This window comes from Pseudomonas sp. JV414 (assembly GCF_032424305.1).
Lineage (GTDB): Bacteria > Pseudomonadota > Gammaproteobacteria > Pseudomonadales > Pseudomonadaceae > Aquipseudomonas > Aquipseudomonas lini.
On the sequence record NZ_VYKC01000006.1, the window covers coordinates 42,490 to 59,525 of the forward strand.

Here is a 17,036-nt window from a genome sequence, read left to right on the forward strand (position 1 = left end):
GATGAACAGCGTGACCGCTCCTCAACCCCCGGCCAGCGGCTCGCCGTTGCGCCGGTTTTCGAACTTGCTGTACCGCCGACCGAACCTGTATCTGTCGCTGCTGCTGGTGCCGCCGCTGCTGTGGTTCGGTGCGATCTACCTCGGCTCGCTGTTGACGTTGTTGTGGCAAGGCTTCTACACCTTCGATGACTTCACCATGGCGGTCACGCCCGACCTGACCCTGGCGAATTTCACCGCACTGTTCCAGCCGTCGAACTTCGACATCATCCTGCGCACCCTGAGCATGGCCATCGTCGTGTCGATCGCCAGTGCAATCGTGGCGTTCCCGATCGCCTACTACATGGCGCGCTACACCAGCGGCAAGACCAAGGCGTTTTTCTACATCGCGGTGATGATGCCGATGTGGGCCAGTTACATCGTCAAGGCCTACGCCTGGACCTTGCTGCTGGCCAAGGGCGGCGTGGCCCAGTGGTTCGTTCAGCACTTGGGGCTGGAGCCGGTGTTGCAGTTGGTGCTCGGGATTCCGGGCGTCGGCGGCAGCACCTTGTCGACCTCGCATCTGGGGCGGTTCATGGTATTCGTCTACATCTGGCTGCCGTTCATGATCCTGCCGATTCAGGCTTCACTTGAACGCCTGCCGCCGTCCTTGCTGCAAGCCTCGGCCGACCTCGGCGCCAAGCCGCGTCAGACCTTCATGCAAGTGATTCTGCCGCTGTCGATTCCGGGCATCGCCGCCGGTTCGATCTTCACCTTTTCGTTGACCCTGGGCGACTTCATCGTGCCGCAACTGGTGGGCCCGCCGGGCTACTTCATCGGCAGCATGGTCTACGCCCAGCAAGGAGCGATCGGCAATATGCCGATGGCGGCGGCCTTCACCTTGGTGCCGATCGTGCTGATCGCCATTTACCTGTCCATCGTCAAACGTCTGGGGGCTTTCGATGCGCTCTGATGCTTCATCTCAAGATCGGGCATCCCTGGGCTTGCGCATCGCCGCCTGGGGCGGGTTGATGTTCTTGCACTTCCCGATCCTGATCATCTTCCTCTACGCCTTCAACACCGAAGACGCCGCGTTCAGCTTTCCGCCCAAGGGCTTCACCCTGAAGTGGATCGGCGTGGCGTTCTCCCGGCCCGACGTGCTGGAAGCGATCAAGCTGTCGTTGCAAATCGCGGCCGTCGCCACATTGATTGCGATGGTCCTCGGCACCCTTGCATCGGCGGCGTTGTACCGACGGGATTTCTTCGGTAAGCAAGGCATCTCGCTAATGCTGATCCTGCCGATTGCCCTGCCCGGGATCATCACAGGCATCGCGCTGCTGGCGACCTTCAAGACCTTGGGGATTGAGCCGGGGATGTTCACCATCATCGTCGGCCATGCGACCTTCTGCGTGGTGATCGTCTACAACAACGTCATCGCCCGCTTGCGCCGCACTTCATACAGTTTGATCGAAGCCTCGATGGATCTCGGCGCCGACGGTTGGCAGACCTTCCGCTACATCGTCCTGCCGAACCTCGGCTCGGCGTTGCTCGCTGGCGGCATGCTGGCGTTCGCCCTGTCGTTCGACGAAATCATCGTCACCACCTTCACCGCCGGCCACGAACGCACCTTGCCGCTGTGGCTGCTCAATCAGCTCAGCCGCCCACGGGACGTGCCGGTGACCAACGTCGTCGCGATGCTGGTGATGATGGTGACCATGTTACCGATTCTCGGCGCCTACTACCTGACCCGTGGTGGCGAAAGCGTTGCGGGCAGTGGCGGGAAATAACGGACAACTCATTCCCGATGTGGAAACCGAATCCAGTGGGAGCGGGCTTGCCCGCGATAGCGGTCTTACAGTCGACATTTCTGTTGAATGTCAGTCAGTCATCGCGGGCAAGCCCGCTCCCACAGGGGGCCGGTTTCAGCAGGAAAACAAAAGCAGCTTCGAAGAGGACATAGCCATGCAAACCAAACTCTTGATCAACGGCCAACTCGTCAATGGCGACGGCCCCGCCCAAGCCGTGTTCAACCCGGCCCTCGGCCGTGTGCTGGTAGAAATCAACGAAGCCAGCGAAGCCCAGATCGACGCCGCCGTGCGGGCCGCCGACAACGCCTTCGAAACCTGGTCGCAAACCACGCCGAAAGAACGCTCGTTGCTGCTGCTCAAACTCGCCGACATCATCGAAGCCCATGGCGAAGAGCTGGCCAAACTGGAGTCGGACAACTGCGGCAAACCCTACAGCGCCGCGCTGAACGACGAGATTCCAGCGATTGCCGACGTGTTCCGTTTTTTCGCCGGCGCCAGCCGTTGCATGAGCGGTGCGCTGGGGGGTGAATACCTGCCCGGCCATACCTCGATGATCCGCCGCGATCCGGTGGGCGTGATTGCCTCCATCGCGCCGTGGAACTACCCGCTGATGATGGTCGCCTGGAAGATCGCCCCGGCCCTGGCTGCCGGTAATACCGTGGTGCTCAAGCCGTCGGAACAAACCCCGCTGACCGCCCTGCGCCTGGCAGAACTGGCGTCGGAAATCTTCCCGGCAGGTGTGCTTAACCTGGTAGTCGGTCGTGGTCCTACGGTCGGCACCCCATTGGTCACTCACCCGAAAGTGCGCATGGTGTCGCTGACCGGCTCTATCGCCACTGGCTCGAACATCATTTCCAGCACCGCCGGCAACGTCAAACGCATGCACATGGAACTGGGCGGCAAGGCGCCGGTGATCATCTTCGACGATGCCGACATCGACGTCGCCGTGGAAGGCATTCGCACCTTCGGTTTCTACAACGCCGGCCAGGACTGCACCGCCGCCTGCCGTATTTACGCGCAAGCAGGCATCTACGACCAGTTCGTCGAGAAGCTCGGTGCGGCCGTCAGCAGTATCAAGTACGGCTTACAGGACGATCCATCGACGGAGCTGGGCCCTCTGATCAGCGCACAACATCGCGACCGCGTGACCGGATTGGTCGAGCGTGCCATGGCGCAACCGCACATTCGTTTGATCACTGGTGGCAAAGCGGTGGAAGGCAACGGTTTCTTCTTTGAACCGACGGTGCTGGCCGACGTGCAACAGGACGACGAGATCGTGCGCCGCGAAGTGTTCGGGCCGGTAGTGTCGGTCACCCAATTCACCGATGAAGCCCAAGCACTCGCCTGGGCCAACGATTCAGACTATGGCCTTGCGTCGTCAGTCTGGACCGCGGACGTCGGCCGCGCGCATCGCCTGTCTGCTCGCCTGCAGTACGGCTGCACCTGGGTGAACACCCACTTCATGCTAGTCAGCGAAATGCCTCACGGCGGTCAGAAACTGTCCGGTTATGGGAAAGACATGTCGATGTATGGGTTGGAGGATTACACCGTTGTAAGGCATGTGATGTTCAAGCATTAAAAGCTTTGCGGGCAAGTCGGATCGCCGCACCGCTCGCTCCTACAGGTTTTGTGTCGATCAAACGACGAACCCTGTAGGAGCGAGGCTTGCCCGCGAAGGCCTCACCGCACAACCAAGGCAGACACCGGTGGCTTAACTCCGTAAAAGCCAAATGGCTCTCACGGTAACCACCTCCGCTCAAAACCGCGAAACACTCCTCATCGCATCCACCAGATACCGCATCGCAATCCGGTCACTCTCCGACAACTCGCGATACCGCTCCACCAACTTCAACTCCTCCGAACTGAGCCGACGCCTTCGCCGACCAGTGGCCAGGCAGGGGAATATTCCTAATATTTCAGTGATGCCTTGTACTTTCGACATGGACGATGTCCTTCTATACGTCAGAGAAAACTTCAAAACCGCATCGCCCTATCACTTTCAGCGGCCACCTTGTGCCTGCTGAACCTACCGGCCTGAAGGGCCGAAACCGGTCATGCCCCATAGAATAGAAATTAAATCGGCGCTGAAAAGCGTTTTTAGAGTAATTAGTCGAAAAAAGCAGATATGCCCTATAAATCAGAAAGTGCTGTGAGAAACGTTACCTGACATCTCTTGTTTCATTGCCGCTCTGTCGCTGTGCCATCAATCATTTTTGCTCTGCAACCGAACGGTTTAAGCTATTTGGCATCTGTTCTAAAGTCCGTTGCGTTTGGCCAAGGCATGTCCGAACCGTTATTTCTGATCCAGTACGTGCCAGGAACGGCGCGGGATTGTTCACGACAGGTTGTACTTATGCACCGCAGGAATTTGCTCAAAGCCTCCATGGCCATCGCGGCTTACACCGGTCTCTCGGCCACTGGCCTGTTGGCGGCGAACGCCTGGGCCGGTAGCGGCGCGGCTGATGGCGACGCTGTGGCGTTCGACTTCGAAGCGCTGAAGAACCAGGCCAAACAGCTCGCTGGCAAGCCCTGGCAAGACACCAAGCAGGTGCTGCCGCCGACGCTGGCGACCATGACGCCGCAGAACTTCAACGCGATCCGCTACGACGGCAATCACTCGCTGTGGAAGGACTTGAAAGGTCAGCTGGACGTACAGTTTTTCCACGTCGGCATGGGTTTCAAGCAGCCAGTGCGCATGTACAGCGTCGATCCCAAGACTCGGTTGGCGCGCGAGGTGCATTTCCGCCCGTCGCTGTTCAACTACGAAAAAACCACTGTTGACACTAAACAGCTCAAAGGCGATCTGGGTTTCTCCGGGTTCAAGCTGTTCAAGGCCCCGGAGCTGGATCAGCACGACGTGTTGTCCTTCCTCGGCGCCAGCTATTTCCGCGCGGTAGATGCCACCGGCCAGTACGGTTTGTCGGCCCGCGGCCTGGCGATCGATACGTACGCCAAGAAGCGCGAAGAATTCCCGGACTTCACCAAGTTCTGGTTCGAGACCCCGGACAAGGACAGCACCCGCTTCGTGGTTTATGCCTTGCTCGACTCGCCGAGCGCCACCGGCGCCTACCGTTTTGACATCGATTGCCAGGCCGAGCGTGTGGTGATGGAAGTCGACGCCCACGTCAATGCCCGCACCGCCATCGAGCAGTTGGGCATCGCGCCGATGACCAGCATGTTCAGCTGCGGCACCCATGAGCGGCGCATGTGCGACACGATCCACCCGCAAATCCACGACTCCGATCGCTTGGCGATGTGGCGCGGAAATGGCGAGTGGATCTGCCGCCCGCTGAATAACCCGGCCACCCTGCAATTCAATGCCTTTGCCGACACCGATCCGAAAGGCTTTGGTCTGGTGCAGACCGATCACGAGTTCGCCAATTATCAGGACACCGTCGACTGGTACAGCAAGCGCCCGAGCTTGTGGGTAGAACCTACAACCGCGTGGGGCGAAGGCTCTATCGATTTGCTGGAAATTCCTACAACCGGCGAAACCCTGGATAACATCGTTGCATTCTGGACGCCGAAAAAACCGGTCGCAGCCGGGGACTCCCTCAACTACGGCTACAAGCTCTACTGGAGCGCTCTGCCGCCGGTGAGCACGCCGCTGGCGCGGGTCAACGCGACTCGTTCGGGCATGGGAGGCTTCATTGAAGGCTGGGCGCCGGGCGAGCATTACCCACCAGTCTGGGCGCGACGCTTTGCCGTGGACTTCACCGGTGGTGGTCTGGACCGCTTGCCCGCAGGCGCGGGGATCGAGCCGGTGGTGACCTGCTCGAACGGCGAAGTGAAGGACTTCAATGTGTTGGTGCTGGATGACATCAAGGGCTACCGCATTACTTTCGACTGGTACCCGACCAATGACAGCGTGGCTCCGGTGGAGCTGCGGTTGTTCATTCGCACCAATGACCGGACGTTGAGTGAAACCTGGTTGTACCAGTATTTCCCGCCAGCGCCGGAGAAGCGTAAGTACACCTGACGGTAAGTGGGCGCCTGAACCGGCCCCTTCGCGGGCAAGCCCGCTCCCACAGTGATGGGGGTGTTCACAAAATTTGTGTACGCCGCCGATCCTTGTGGGAGCGGGCTTGCCCGCGAAGGCGGCAGGACAGACGACAAACCTCTCGGCACAAAAATGCAAAAGCCCCGATCAACACGACCGGGGCTTTTTTTTACAGCAACATTCAATCACGCAAATCCGATTCATGAATCGGCTGGTCACGATGGGTAGCCCGATGATATTGCGCTGGCCAGATAGCTTTGTGCCCGCCCAGATCGTCATCGGCATGCAGCGGCCAATACGGATCACGCAACAACTCCCGGGCGAGGAAGATGATGTCGGCCTGACAGGTACGCAGAATGTGCTCGGCCTGGGCCGGTTCGGTGATCATTCCTACAGTACCGGTGGCAATGCCTGACTCCTTGCGTACGCGCTCGGCAAAACGCGTCTGATAACCGGGGCCTGTAGGAATCTCGGCGTTAACCGCCGTACCACCCGATGAGACATCGATCAGGTCCACGCCCAGATCTTTGAGGCGTCGCGCCAGCTCTACGGTTTCATCGGGGTTCCAGCCATCCTCCACCCAATCGGTGGCGGACACCCGCACAAACACAGGTAACTCTTCAGGCCACACCGCACGCACCGCTTCGGTGACTTGCAGCACCAGCCGAATCCGATTCTCGAACGAACCGCCGTACTGATCGCGCCGCTGATTGCTCAGGGGCGAAAGAAATTGGTGCAACAGGTAACCGTGGGCGGCGTGTACTTCGACCACTTTGAAACCGGCGGTCAGTGCCCGTTTGGCCGAATCGACGAAGGCCCGGATAACGTCAGCGATCTCGCCCTCATCGAGCTGCTTCGGTGGTGTGTGCTGTGGGTCGAAAGCGATCGGCGAAGGACCGACCGGGATCCAGCCGCCGTCTTCCGGCTTGATGCTGCCATGCTTGCCGAGCCACGGCCGATGCGTGCTGGCCTTGCGCCCGGCGTGGGCCAACTGGATGCCGGCAACGGCGCCTTGGGCGGCGATGAAGCGCGTAATACGCTGCAAGGGTTCGATCTGTTGATCATTCCAGAGGCCAAGGTCTTGGGCGGTGATACGCCCGTCGGCGGTGACCGCCGTGGCTTCGGTGAATACCAGACCAGCGCCGCCGATAGCGCGGCTACCGAGGTGGACCAGATGCCAGTCATTGGCCAGCCCATCGACGCTGGAGTACTGGCACATCGGTGACACCGCAATGCGGTTAAGCAGGGTCAATTGACGAAGGGTATAGGGTTCAAGCAGCAGACTCATGGGGCACCTCTCGAATCAGTGGGCAGGCTCCAGGGTTCTGTTTGAATAGTCGACGAGTGACAGGAAAAAGGTGCAGCACCCGCCCCCGCGGGCAAAAAATTCGACAAGACGTCACAAGGATAATCAAGCAGTGCTTAGAGCCTAGTCGACATCGGGGGATGAGGGAGGGTTCCGAGGGATTCGGTGCGGGGAAATTGCTTTCGCGGGCAAGCCTCGCTCCTACAAGTTATGCACAGTCTGTAGGAGCGAGGCTTGCCCGCGAAGGGCTTAACGCGGTTCGATGTGGGCAATCATCAACTGAACGGTCTCGTTCCCACGGAACTCATTGAGGTCGAGTTTGTAGGCCAATTCAACCCACTTGATGGTTGGATTCGGCCAGATATCACGGTCGATACCGAAGGCAATGCCGTCCAGCTTCACCGAACCGCATTCACTTCTCAGCACTACTTTGAGGTGCCGCTCACCCACAACACGCTGCTCGACCAACTGGAACACACCATGAAACAGCGGCTCCGGGAAGTGTTGCCCCCAAGGCCCGGCGTGGCGCAGGGCGCGGGCCAGTTCCAGGTGGAACTCTTCGACCGCCAATGTGCCGTCCGACAACAGGCGCCCGGTCAGGTCTTCTTCGCGCATTTGCCTACGCACTTCAGCGTCGAAGGCCTCGGCAAACAACGGAAAATTCGCTTCCGGCAACGTCAGGCCGGCCGCCATGGCGTGGCCGCCGTATTTGCTGATCAGGTTCGGATGCTGCGCCGCGACCACGCTCAAGGCATCGCGAATGTGAAAGCCCTGAACCGAACGCCCCGAGCCCTTGAGCAGGCCATCGCCGGCATCGGCAAAGGCAATGGTCGGACGGAAATAGCGCTCTTTCATACGCGACGCGAGAATTCCGATGACGCCCTGGTGCCACTCGGGATCGAACAGACACAGGCCAAACGGCATCGATTCCACCGGCAAATCCTTGAGCTGGGCCAGCGCCTCACGCTGCATGCCCTGCTCGATGGATTTGCGGTCCTGGTTCATTCCATCCAGCTGAGCGGCCATTTCACGGGCAGCGCCCGCGTCATCGGTGAGCAGGCATTCGATGCCCAGGCTCATGTCATCCAGACGCCCCGCCGCGTTCAGACGCGGGCCGAGGATGAAGCCCAGGTCGGTGGAGGTAATGCGCGAATGGTCGCGCTTGGCCACTTCAAGGATCGCCTTGATCCCCGGCCGCGCGCGCCCGGCGCGAATCCGCTCCAGCCCCTGATGCACCAGAATCCGGTTGTTGGCATCCAGCGGCACCACGTCGGCGACGCTGCCCAGCGCCACCAGGTCCAGCAGTTCGCCAATGTTCGGCTGCGGCTTGCTCTCGTACCAACCCAGGCTGCGCAAGCGCGCACGCAGCGCCATCAGCACATAGAAGATCACCCCGACACCGGCCAGGGCTTTGCTCGGGAACTCGCAACCCGGCTGGTTCGGATTGACGATGGCATCGGCCAACGGCAGTTCATCGCCGGGCAAGTGGTGATCGGTGACCAGCACCTTGAGCCCGGCCTTTTTCGCCGCAGCCACGCCTTCGACGCTGGAGATGCCGTTGTCCACGGTGATCAGCAGTTGCGGCTCGCGGGTCAGCGCCACTTCGACGATCTCCGGCGTCAGGCCATAGCCGTACTCGAACCGGTTCGGCACCAGATAATCGACATGCGCCGCGCCCAATAGGCGCAACCCCAGCATGCCCACGGTACTGGCCGTCGCACCATCGGCGTCGAAGTCGCCGACGATCAGAATCCGCTGACGTTGCTCCAGAGCCGTCACCAGCAAATCCACCGCCGCATCGATGCCTTTGAGCTGCTGGTACGGAATCAGCCGCGCCAGGCTCTTGTCCAGTTCAGCCTCGGACTGCACGCCCCGCGCTGCGTAAAGGCGAGTCAGCAGCGGTGGAATATCACCGAGGAATGGCAGGGTGTCGGGCAACAGGCGAGGTTCGATGCGCATGGGGTGACAGGTGCTTCTCTTGAATACGTAGGATAAAACCGGGTAACGCGGTTCAGCGGCGAATAATCAGCCGCGTTCACCGCTCAGCCATTGCAACTGGACTTCGTGCTGGCCACGGTCGTCGGTGACGAAAATCGTTCCTTCGCTGATCATCACATCCCACTTGATAACGCGCGGCATGTCCTTGGCCAAGGTTTCCAGGATTTCCTGGGGCACAGCGGCGATGTGAACGTTTTTCAGGTTTTTGATCGCCGGGATCACTTTGGTTTCCCAGACACGCAGGCTGCCGTAAGCCAGCAGGCTGGTGCGCTCGGTGCGGCGCGAGCACCAGGTCAGGCGATCGGCGTCTGGCTGGCCGACTTCGATCCAGTGCAGGACACGATCATCCAGGCTCTTTTCCCACAGTGCCGGCTCATCCACGTCTGACAGACCGCGACCGAAGGACAACTGCTCGTTGTACCAGAAGGCGTAGGCCAGCAGCCGCACGGTCATGCGCTCTTCGGTTTCCGAAGGATGACGGGCGATGGTCTGCTTCACGCTCTCGTAGACGCTGCGGTCGAGGTCGGTGAGGTTCAGTTCAAACTTGTAGGTCGTGGACGGCTGGGCCATGAACGGGCTTCTTGATACGAGGAAAGGCGGCAAGTCTAACCGATGCAACAGGCAATCAACGAATTGAAGGCGATCAACCTTGGGCGACTGACGGTCTGCTATGTTAAAACTCTGCACTCGCTCAGCCTTTGTCCTACAGGATTCAGCATGCCGTTCTCCAACAAACCGCTCTCCGGTCTGAAAGTCATCGAATTGGGTACGTTGATTGCCGGGCCGTTTGCCTCGCGTATTTGCGGCGAGTTCGGCGCCGAAGTGATCAAGATCGAGTCCCCGGACGGCGGCGATCCGTTGCGCAAATGGCGCAAGTTGTATGAAGGCACTTCGCTGTGGTGGTTCGTTCAGGCGCGTAACAAGAAGTCTTTGACCCTGAATCTGAAACACCCGGACGGCCTGAAAATTCTGAAACAGCTGCTCAGCGAAGCGGACATCCTGATCGAGAATTTTCGCCCCGGCGTGCTGGAAAAGCTCGGCTTGGGCTGGGAAGTCTTGCATGCACTGAACCCGAAACTGGTGATGGTGCGGCTCTCAGGCTTTGGCCAGACCGGGCCAATGAAAGATCAGCCGGGCTTCGGTGCGGTCGGTGAATCGATGGGCGGCCTGCGCTACATCACCGGGTTCGAGGACCGGCCGCCAGTGCGCACCGGAATTTCCATCGGCGACTCGATTGCCGCGCTCTGGGGCGTGATCGGCGCACTGATGGCTTTGCGTCATCGCGAGGTCAACGGCGGCTTGGGCCAAGTGGTGGACGTGGCACTGTACGAAGCAATCTTCGCCATGATGGAAAGCATGGTCCCGGAATTCGACGTGTTCGGCTTCATCCGCGAACGCACCGGCAACATCATGCCGGGCATCACGCCCTCCTCCATTCACACCAGCGCCGACGGCAAACATGTGCAGATCGGCGCCAATGGCGATGCGATCTTCAAGCGTTTCATGCTGATCATCGGTCGCGAAGACCTGGCCAACGACCCTGTGCTGGCCAGCAACGACGGACGCGATAGCCGTCGCGACGAGATTTACGGGGTGATCGATCGATGGGTCAACTCACTGCCGCTGGATGCGGTGATCGAGCAACTGAACCAGGCCGACGTTCCCGCCAGCCGAATCTTCAGTGCCGAAGACATGTTCAGTGATCCGCAGTACCTGGCCCGGGAAATGTTCTTGCAAGCCAAGCTGCCCGATGGCAAGGACTTCAAGATGCCCGGCATTGTGCCAAAACTCTCTGAGACGCCCGGCAGCTCCGAATGGGTCGGGCCGCAGTTGGGTGAACACAATGAGCAAGTACTCCACGACCTTGGCTATGACCCGGCACAGATCGCACGGTTGCGTGAAGACGGGGCCATCTAAGCTGAAGCGCCTGCTTTCATCAGTCATCGATTACGCCGGCATAGGTCGCGCGCTGACGGCGCTCGTGCTGTTGGCGGGGCTGATGTCCCCGGCCCAAGCGCAACCTAAAGAACATTTGCTCTGGCTGCTGCGCGATCTGCCGCCCGTGACGATCTTCGAAGGCCCGAAAAAAGGCCAGGGGGTTATCGATCAACTGATGCCGCTGTTGATCGCCGGCATGCCGCAATACGAACACACCCTGATGCGGGTCAATCGCGCCCGTGGCATGCAAATGCTCCATGAAAAATCCTTTACCTGCGACCCTTCGCTGATCTGGAGCGAGGAGCGCGAACAATGGATAGCCTTTTCCATTCCGGCTTTCCGGGCGGTCAGCAATGGGCTGGTGATTCGACGTGAAGATCGGTCGGTGCTGGAGCCCTTTCTCATTGGCGATGAAGTCGATTTGGCAGCACTGTTGGCCAGCCGTCGAGAGAAAGTCGGTGTAGTGGCCGAGCGCCGTTACGGTCAGTTCCTCGACACGCTGCTGCAACAGGCGCCGCCCGGCGTGCTGGCGCCTCACTACGGCAACAACGCCCTCGGCAGTCTGTTGCAGATGCAGCGACTGGGTCGTTTGCAGGTGGTCTTGGGTTACTGGCCGGAAATCCGCTATCAGGCTCGTCAGGAAAATATTACCGATGAGCAGTTGGAGTTCTATCCGGTCAAAGGCACGGGCAAATACTTGTCCGGGTACATCGGTTGCTCGAATACGCCCCAGGGGCGACAGGCAATCAGTGAAATCAATCAGCTATTACGCGCCCTGCCCCGCGAGCGCCTGGATGCGCTGTACGCCGACTGGCTCGATCCGCAAAGACGCAAGGACTACCTGGAAGAAACCAGGGCCTTTTTCGAACATCAGGCCGCGCAGTGACAAATCGCAGGCAAAAAGAAACCCCGAGAAGTGGGGAGACGACTCGGGGTTAAACGTGGCCTACATAAAGACCAGTGGCAACAAGCTACAAGCACCGGAGCACAATGCTTGATCCTGCTGTTACATGGTCTGACTGACCTTGGCGCAGGAAGGTTCCCACAAAAAACAATTCAATTTCGGCTGGCCAGGATCTTGTCCTGAGCAGCATTGCGCAACGCCGCGATGACACAGGGCTCCAGACGTCCTTCAGCGATCAGCACGTCGCGGTGCAGCCCGTCGACGACATCCGTCAGCAGACGTTTATCGGTTAACTGAGCCTGATTGAACACCCGTTCGACCACGATAGCGCCGCTCGTACTCTTCAATGTCACCAGGCATTCGCCATGGGCACCCGATGGGGTCAACTTGACCAGATACGGGCTTAGAGCCTCACCGAGCAATAGACTGATACTTTCCATCTCGATCACCACTCAATAGTCCGAAAACAAAGTGCCTGGGGCGTGTCCACAGTAAATGACCACAGGCCCGAGAAGAAAGTTCTGGATTCCAACGGCAGGCGCACCGGCGCCTCTGGTAACTAGAGCATGCACGGTAAAGATGACAGTAAAAAAACAGCTGATCCGTGCTAAATGCCAGTCAGTGAAGAAGGATGTCAAGTGCAAAACCTGTGGCGAGGGGGCTTGCCCCCGTTGGACTGCGAAGCAGTCCTAAAACCTGCAACCTCATTCTGCCAAGCACACCGCACGCACCGGATTTGCGACTGCTTCGCAGCCGAACGGGGGCAAGCCCCCTCGCCACAAGTCTTGGCCTTCACTTAACTGACTGGCATTACCCTTCATGCCTGCCTCGTACGCTTGCCGATATCACTCCATCCGCCCAGCAGTCCTCGCAACTGACCGTCCGCGCTGTAAAACGGCACCGTCCACTGGTAGATATCCCTGACGCCGTCCTTGAACATCAACTGACGTTCGCTGAAGCGGGTCTTGTGAGTACCGAGCTGGGCCATGAACTCGGCGTGCAGTTGCTCGGCGGTCTCTTTGGGCAAGACGTCGAGTTCGATCAATTGTCGCCCCTGAACCTGGTCGAAACGGGTCGACAAGCGCTCCTCATAACTTTTGTTGCACATGATCAAACGCCCTTCCAGATCACGCACGAACATCGGATCGGGCATGGCGTCTATCAACGCGTGCTGGAATGCGAGCTGGTCATTGAGGTCTTTCTCGGCGTCCCGACGTTGCTTGATCAGTGCAGCGAGCCGGCGGTTCCAAAGCAATGAGAGCAAGCCGAACAGACTAACGATGAATAGGCTCCAGCAACCCCACTGGGTTATCCGCTGCCAGGCCGAAGGGGCGTGTACCGGCGCGATTCCGTTCAGCCATTTCAACCGCATGGCGCGTAATTCGGCGGGTGGAAATGCCTCCAGCGCCTTGTTGAGGATGCTCAATAACTGCGGCTGTCCTTTGCGGACTGTCAAATGATCAGCCTCCCATTTGCCTTCCACCGCATGCCCGACCTTGAGCCGGCCCGAGGGGTAGAGCTGCGCTCCGATTTCGTTTTCAATGGTGGCGTAGGCCTCGCCACTTTCCACCAGTGCCCGGGCTTCGCCGTAGGTTTTGACCGAGCGCAGTTCGATCGCCGGGTAGTCACGACGAATCACACCCTCCAGGGCGTGCCGGGCCGGCAGTACCAGAACTCTTTTCGAAAGCTGTTCCAGCGACTGTAACGCTGGGGTGCCGGCCAGCCCCACGAGTACCCAGCCCGCCCCGCCGAACGCATGGCTGAAATCCAGAAACACCTTGCGCTCGTCATTCATTGCCAGCGTCGTGCTCATGTCCGCCGCGCCACTTTCCAGCCGCTCCAGCAGTTGGTCGGTGGAAAACGACTCTTCATGAACGAACCGCAGCCCTGTCATGGCGCTGATGCGGTTGAGCACATCGTTGTTCAAACCGCTCCAGTGACCGTGCTCATCCTTGAACAGATACAGCGGGTACTGCGCCGACGCGACGATAACCATCGGATGTTCAGCGATCCATTGCCGCTCCTGAGCTTCCAGCTCAATGCGTTCGACGGTGGCTGACTCCCGCGATTCATGTGTCGCCAATTGCGCGGCCTTTACCCATTGCCCAAAGCCCAGGGCGCCCAATAAAAACATCCAGCACACGGCTGGTTTAAACCCTCTGAAAAACAGCATTGCCACTTCCTTGGTGATCGTCTCGCCCGTCCTTCATGGGCGGCTCTTCTTTTACGAAACCCGACAAGTGTGGCATGCAGAAATGAGAAAGCCCGTCAGGAGACGGGCTTCAAAATGTGACAGCTTTTACCGGTTACAGCGGCTTGCCACGGTTGCCATGCTGACTGACAAAGGCCTGCACGGCTTTCAGGTCGTTCGGCAACACGGTGCAACGCTCATCTCGCTCAAACAAATCAGAAAGATGTGCAGGTAGTTCGAGCGCTTTTCCTACGCCGGCTTTTTCCACTGCGTCCGGGAATTTGACCGGATGGGCCGTGCCGAGGATCACCATCGGGATATCCAGGCTGCGACGGCATTCGCGCGCGGCCTTCACGCCGATGGCAGTGTGCGGGTCCAGCAGCTCGCCGGTTTGCTCAAAGACTTCGGCAATGGTTTCGCACGTTTGGGCGTCGTCCACGGCCAGCGAATCGAACAGTTTGCGTGCCTCGGTCCAGCGTTCCTCTTCGACGCTGAAACCGCCGCCCTGCTTGAAGGTGTCCATCAAACCGGCAATCGCCGCGCCGTTGCGACCGTGCAGGTCGAACAGCAGGCGTTCGAAGTTCGACGACACCATGATGTCCATGGACGGCGACAACGTGGCGTGCAGGGTTTCCTTGACGTACTGATTGCCGCTCATGAAGCGGTGCAGGATGTCGTTGCGGTTGGTGGCGACGATCAACTGGTTGATCGGCAGGCCCATGTTGCGCGCCAGGTAACCGGCGAAGATATCGCCGAAGTTGCCGGTCGGCACCGAGAACGATACCGAACGCGCCGGGCCACCCAATTGCAGGGCTGCGTGGAAGTAGTAAACGATTTGGGCCATGATCCGCGCCCAGTTGATCGAGTTCACCGCCACCAGGCGCGTGCCCTTGAGGAAGCTCTGGTCGGCGAAGCTGGCCTTGACCATTTCCTGGCAATCATCGAAGTTGCCTTCGATGGCGATGTTATGGATGTTCTCGCCGAAGATGGTGGTCATCTGGCGACGCTGCACTTCAGACACACGGTTGTGCGGGTGCAGGATGAAGATGTCGACGTTTTCGCAGTGCTTGCAACCTTCGATCGCCGCCGAACCGGTGTCGCCGGAGGTAGCGCCAACAATCACCACGCGCTCGCCGCGCTTTTCCAGCACGTAGTCGAGCAGACGACCCAGCAATTGCAGGGCGAAGTCTTTGAACGCCAGGGTCGGGCCGTGGAACAGTTCCAGCACCCATTCATTGCCATTCAGCTGACGCAGTGGCGCAACGGCGTTGTGGGAAAACACGCCATACGTTTCTTCAAGAATTTTTTTGAAATCGGCATCGGGGATGCTGCCGGTCACGAACGGGCGCATCACCCGGAAGGCCAGCTCGTGATACGGCAGGCCGGCCCAGGAAGCGATCTCTTCCTGGGTGAAACGTGGCAGGTTTTCCGGGACATACAGACCGCCGTCGGTGGCGAGACCGGCCAGCAGGACATCTTCGAAATTCAGGGCCGGTGCCTGGCCGCGGGTACTGATATAACGCATGACTGGCTCCAATAGACAGTGTTCGCAATGCCGGGCCCGCGTGCGAGCCCGGTGAACGATAACGGCTTAGTTCAGGTGCTCGACGCGGATCCGTACGACCGGGCCGACCACGCCTTCCAAGGCTTCCAGGGCGGTGATCGCGTCGTTCATGTGCTGTTCCAGCACACGGTGCGTCAGCAGGATCATTGGCACCAGACCGTCATGCTCTTCGACTTCTTTCTGCATGATCGATTCGATGTTGATGCCGCGCTCCGACAGGATGCTCGCCACCTGAGCCAACACGCCCGGATGGTCCTTGGCCTGAATGCGCAGGTAGTACGAGCTTTCGCAGGCTTCGATCGGCAGGATCGGATGGGCCGACAGCGAATCCGGCTGGAAAGCCAGGTGCGGTACGCGGTTTTCCGGGTCGGAGGTCATGGCGCGAACCACGTCCACCAGATCGGCGATCACCGACGAAGCGGTCGGCTCCATGCCGGCGCCGGCGCCGTAGAACAGGGTCGAACCGGCGGCGTCACCGTTGACCATCACCGCGTTCATCACGCCGTTGACGTTGGCGATCAAGCGATCGGCCGGGATCAGCGTCGGGTGCACACGCAACTCGATGCCGGCCGCGGTGCTGCGCGCCACGCCCAGGTGCTTGATGCGATAGCCCAGCGCTTCGGCGTAGTTCACGTCAGCGGTGGTCAGCTTGGTGATGCCTTCGGTGTAGGCCTTGTCGAATTGCAGCGGAATACCGAACGCGATGGACGCCAGGATCGTCAGCTTGTGGGCTGCGTCGATGCCTTCGACGTCGAAGGTCGGATCGGCTTCGGCGTAACCCAGGGCTTGGGCCTCGGCGAGTACGTCTTCGAAGGTGCGACCCTTCTCACGCATTTCGGTGAGGATGAAGTTGCCGGTGCCGTTGATGATGCCCGCAACCCAGTTGATGCGGTTGGCAGACAAACCTTCACGGATCGCTTTGATCACCGGGATGCCGCCGGCCACGGCCGCTTCGAACGCCACAATGACGCCCTTCTCGCGAGCCTTGGCGAAAATTTCATTACCGTGAACGGCGATCAGTGCCTTGTTCGCGGTGACCACATGCTTGCCATTCTCGATGGCCTTGAGTACCAGCTCGCGGGCAACGGTGTAGCCGCCCATCAGCTCTATAACGATGTCGATCTCTGGGTTCGTGGCCACTTCGAACACATCGTTGGTAATCGCAATACCGGTCGTCTGGAACTGAGGCTTTGGCGTGCGCATGGCAATTTGTGCCACTTCGATTCCACGCCCGGCACGACGAGCAATTTCCTCGGCGTTGCGCTGAAGTACGTTGAAGGTACCGCCACCGACGGTCCCTAACCCACAGATGCCTACTTTGACCGGTTTCACTGTGAACTCCCCATAAAAC

14 protein-coding genes are annotated in these 17,036 nt (G+C 59.5%); 6 read left to right on the forward strand and 8 right to left on the reverse strand.

The window, feature by feature from the left end:
- Nucleotide 1: 1 nt before the first annotated feature.
- The 3 genes from F6R97_RS09500 to F6R97_RS09510 all read left to right on the forward strand — a co-directional run bounded on the left by F6R97_RS09500 (nt 2) and on the right by F6R97_RS09510 (nt 3,363).
- Nucleotides 2–949 carry an ABC transporter permease gene (locus tag F6R97_RS09500; protein WP_048393718.1) on the forward strand — a complete coding sequence of 316 codons (948 nt, stop codon included), beginning with the start codon at nt 2–4 and terminating at the stop codon, nt 947–949.
- Nucleotides 939–1,763: an ABC transporter permease gene (locus F6R97_RS09505; protein ID WP_048393715.1), complete on the forward strand. Its 825-nt coding sequence runs from the start codon at nt 939–941 to the stop codon at nt 1,761–1,763. The genes F6R97_RS09500 and F6R97_RS09505 overlap by 11 nt, the downstream gene beginning before the upstream one ends.
- A gap of 175 nt (nt 1,764–1,938) precedes the next feature.
- On the forward strand, nt 1,939–3,363 hold the full coding sequence (locus F6R97_RS09510; RefSeq protein WP_315866441.1) for a gamma-aminobutyraldehyde dehydrogenase: 1,425 nt from the start codon (nt 1,939–1,941) through the stop codon (nt 3,361–3,363).
- Nucleotides 3,364–3,540: 177 nt separating this feature from the next.
- Here F6R97_RS09510 and F6R97_RS09515 read toward each other — a convergent pair whose 3' ends face one another.
- Entirely contained in the window at nt 3,541–3,726 is a 186-nt protein-coding gene (locus F6R97_RS09515) for a hypothetical protein (RefSeq protein ID WP_038979098.1), read from the reverse strand.
- A 411-nt stretch (nt 3,727–4,137) separates the two neighbouring features.
- Between F6R97_RS09515 and F6R97_RS09520 the strand changes: the two genes are divergently transcribed.
- The gene (locus tag F6R97_RS09520) at nt 4,138–5,763 is read left to right on the forward strand and encodes a glucan biosynthesis protein D (RefSeq protein ID WP_048393710.1); all 1,626 of its coding nucleotides are present in this window, start codon (nt 4,138–4,140) and stop codon (nt 5,761–5,763) included.
- 202 nt (nt 5,764–5,965) lie between these two features.
- Here the strand turns inward: F6R97_RS09520 and F6R97_RS09525 are convergent, their stop codons facing one another.
- The 3 genes from F6R97_RS09525 to F6R97_RS09535 all read right to left on the reverse strand — a co-directional run bounded on the left by F6R97_RS09525 (nt 5,966) and on the right by F6R97_RS09535 (nt 9,658).
- Nucleotides 5,966–7,072 (reverse strand): NADH:flavin oxidoreductase/NADH oxidase, encoded by a 1,107-nt coding sequence (locus F6R97_RS09525; protein ID WP_038979096.1) that lies wholly within the window; start codon nt 7,070–7,072, stop codon nt 5,966–5,968.
- 267 nt (nt 7,073–7,339) lie between these two features.
- A complete protein-coding gene (gene recJ, locus F6R97_RS09530; RefSeq protein WP_038979095.1) occupies nt 7,340–9,049 on the reverse strand; it encodes a single-stranded-DNA-specific exonuclease RecJ in 1,710 nt (569 codons plus the stop codon).
- Between the two features lie 66 nt (nt 9,050–9,115).
- Nucleotides 9,116–9,658: a YaeQ family protein gene (locus F6R97_RS09535; protein ID WP_028623872.1), complete on the reverse strand. Its 543-nt coding sequence runs from the start codon at nt 9,656–9,658 to the stop codon at nt 9,116–9,118.
- Nucleotides 9,659–9,805: 147 nt separating this feature from the next.
- On the opposite strand from F6R97_RS09535, the gene F6R97_RS09540 reads away from it, so the two are divergent.
- Both F6R97_RS09540 and F6R97_RS09545 read left to right on the forward strand, forming a co-directional pair.
- Nucleotides 9,806–11,005, forward strand: a complete 1,200-nt coding sequence (locus tag F6R97_RS09540) for a CaiB/BaiF CoA transferase family protein (RefSeq protein WP_038979094.1) — start codon at nt 9,806–9,808, stop codon at nt 11,003–11,005.
- Entirely contained in the window at nt 10,986–11,912 is a 927-nt protein-coding gene (locus F6R97_RS09545) for a TIGR02285 family protein (protein WP_038979093.1), read from the forward strand. The genes F6R97_RS09540 and F6R97_RS09545 overlap by 20 nt, the downstream gene beginning before the upstream one ends.
- 170 nt (nt 11,913–12,082) lie before the next feature.
- Here F6R97_RS09545 and F6R97_RS09550 read toward each other — a convergent pair whose 3' ends face one another.
- The 4 genes from F6R97_RS09550 to F6R97_RS09565 form a co-directional block, all read right to left on the reverse strand.
- Complete coding sequence (locus tag F6R97_RS09550) at nt 12,083–12,370, reverse strand: DUF3509 domain-containing protein (protein WP_038979092.1); 288 nt, start codon at nt 12,368–12,370, stop codon at nt 12,083–12,085.
- Nucleotides 12,371–12,747: 377 nt separating this feature from the next.
- The gene (locus tag F6R97_RS09555; protein WP_038979091.1) at nt 12,748–14,103 is read right to left on the reverse strand and encodes a transporter substrate-binding domain-containing protein; all 1,356 of its coding nucleotides are present in this window, start codon (nt 14,101–14,103) and stop codon (nt 12,748–12,750) included.
- A 133-nt stretch (nt 14,104–14,236) separates the two neighbouring features.
- On the reverse strand, nt 14,237–15,646 hold the full coding sequence (gene thrC, locus F6R97_RS09560) for a threonine synthase (protein WP_038979090.1): 1,410 nt from the start codon (nt 15,644–15,646) through the stop codon (nt 14,237–14,239).
- A 66-nt stretch (nt 15,647–15,712) separates the two neighbouring features.
- The gene (locus tag F6R97_RS09565) at nt 15,713–17,017 is read right to left on the reverse strand and encodes a homoserine dehydrogenase (protein ID WP_038980216.1); all 1,305 of its coding nucleotides are present in this window, start codon (nt 17,015–17,017) and stop codon (nt 15,713–15,715) included.
- Between the last annotated feature and the right edge of the window lie 19 nt (nt 17,018–17,036).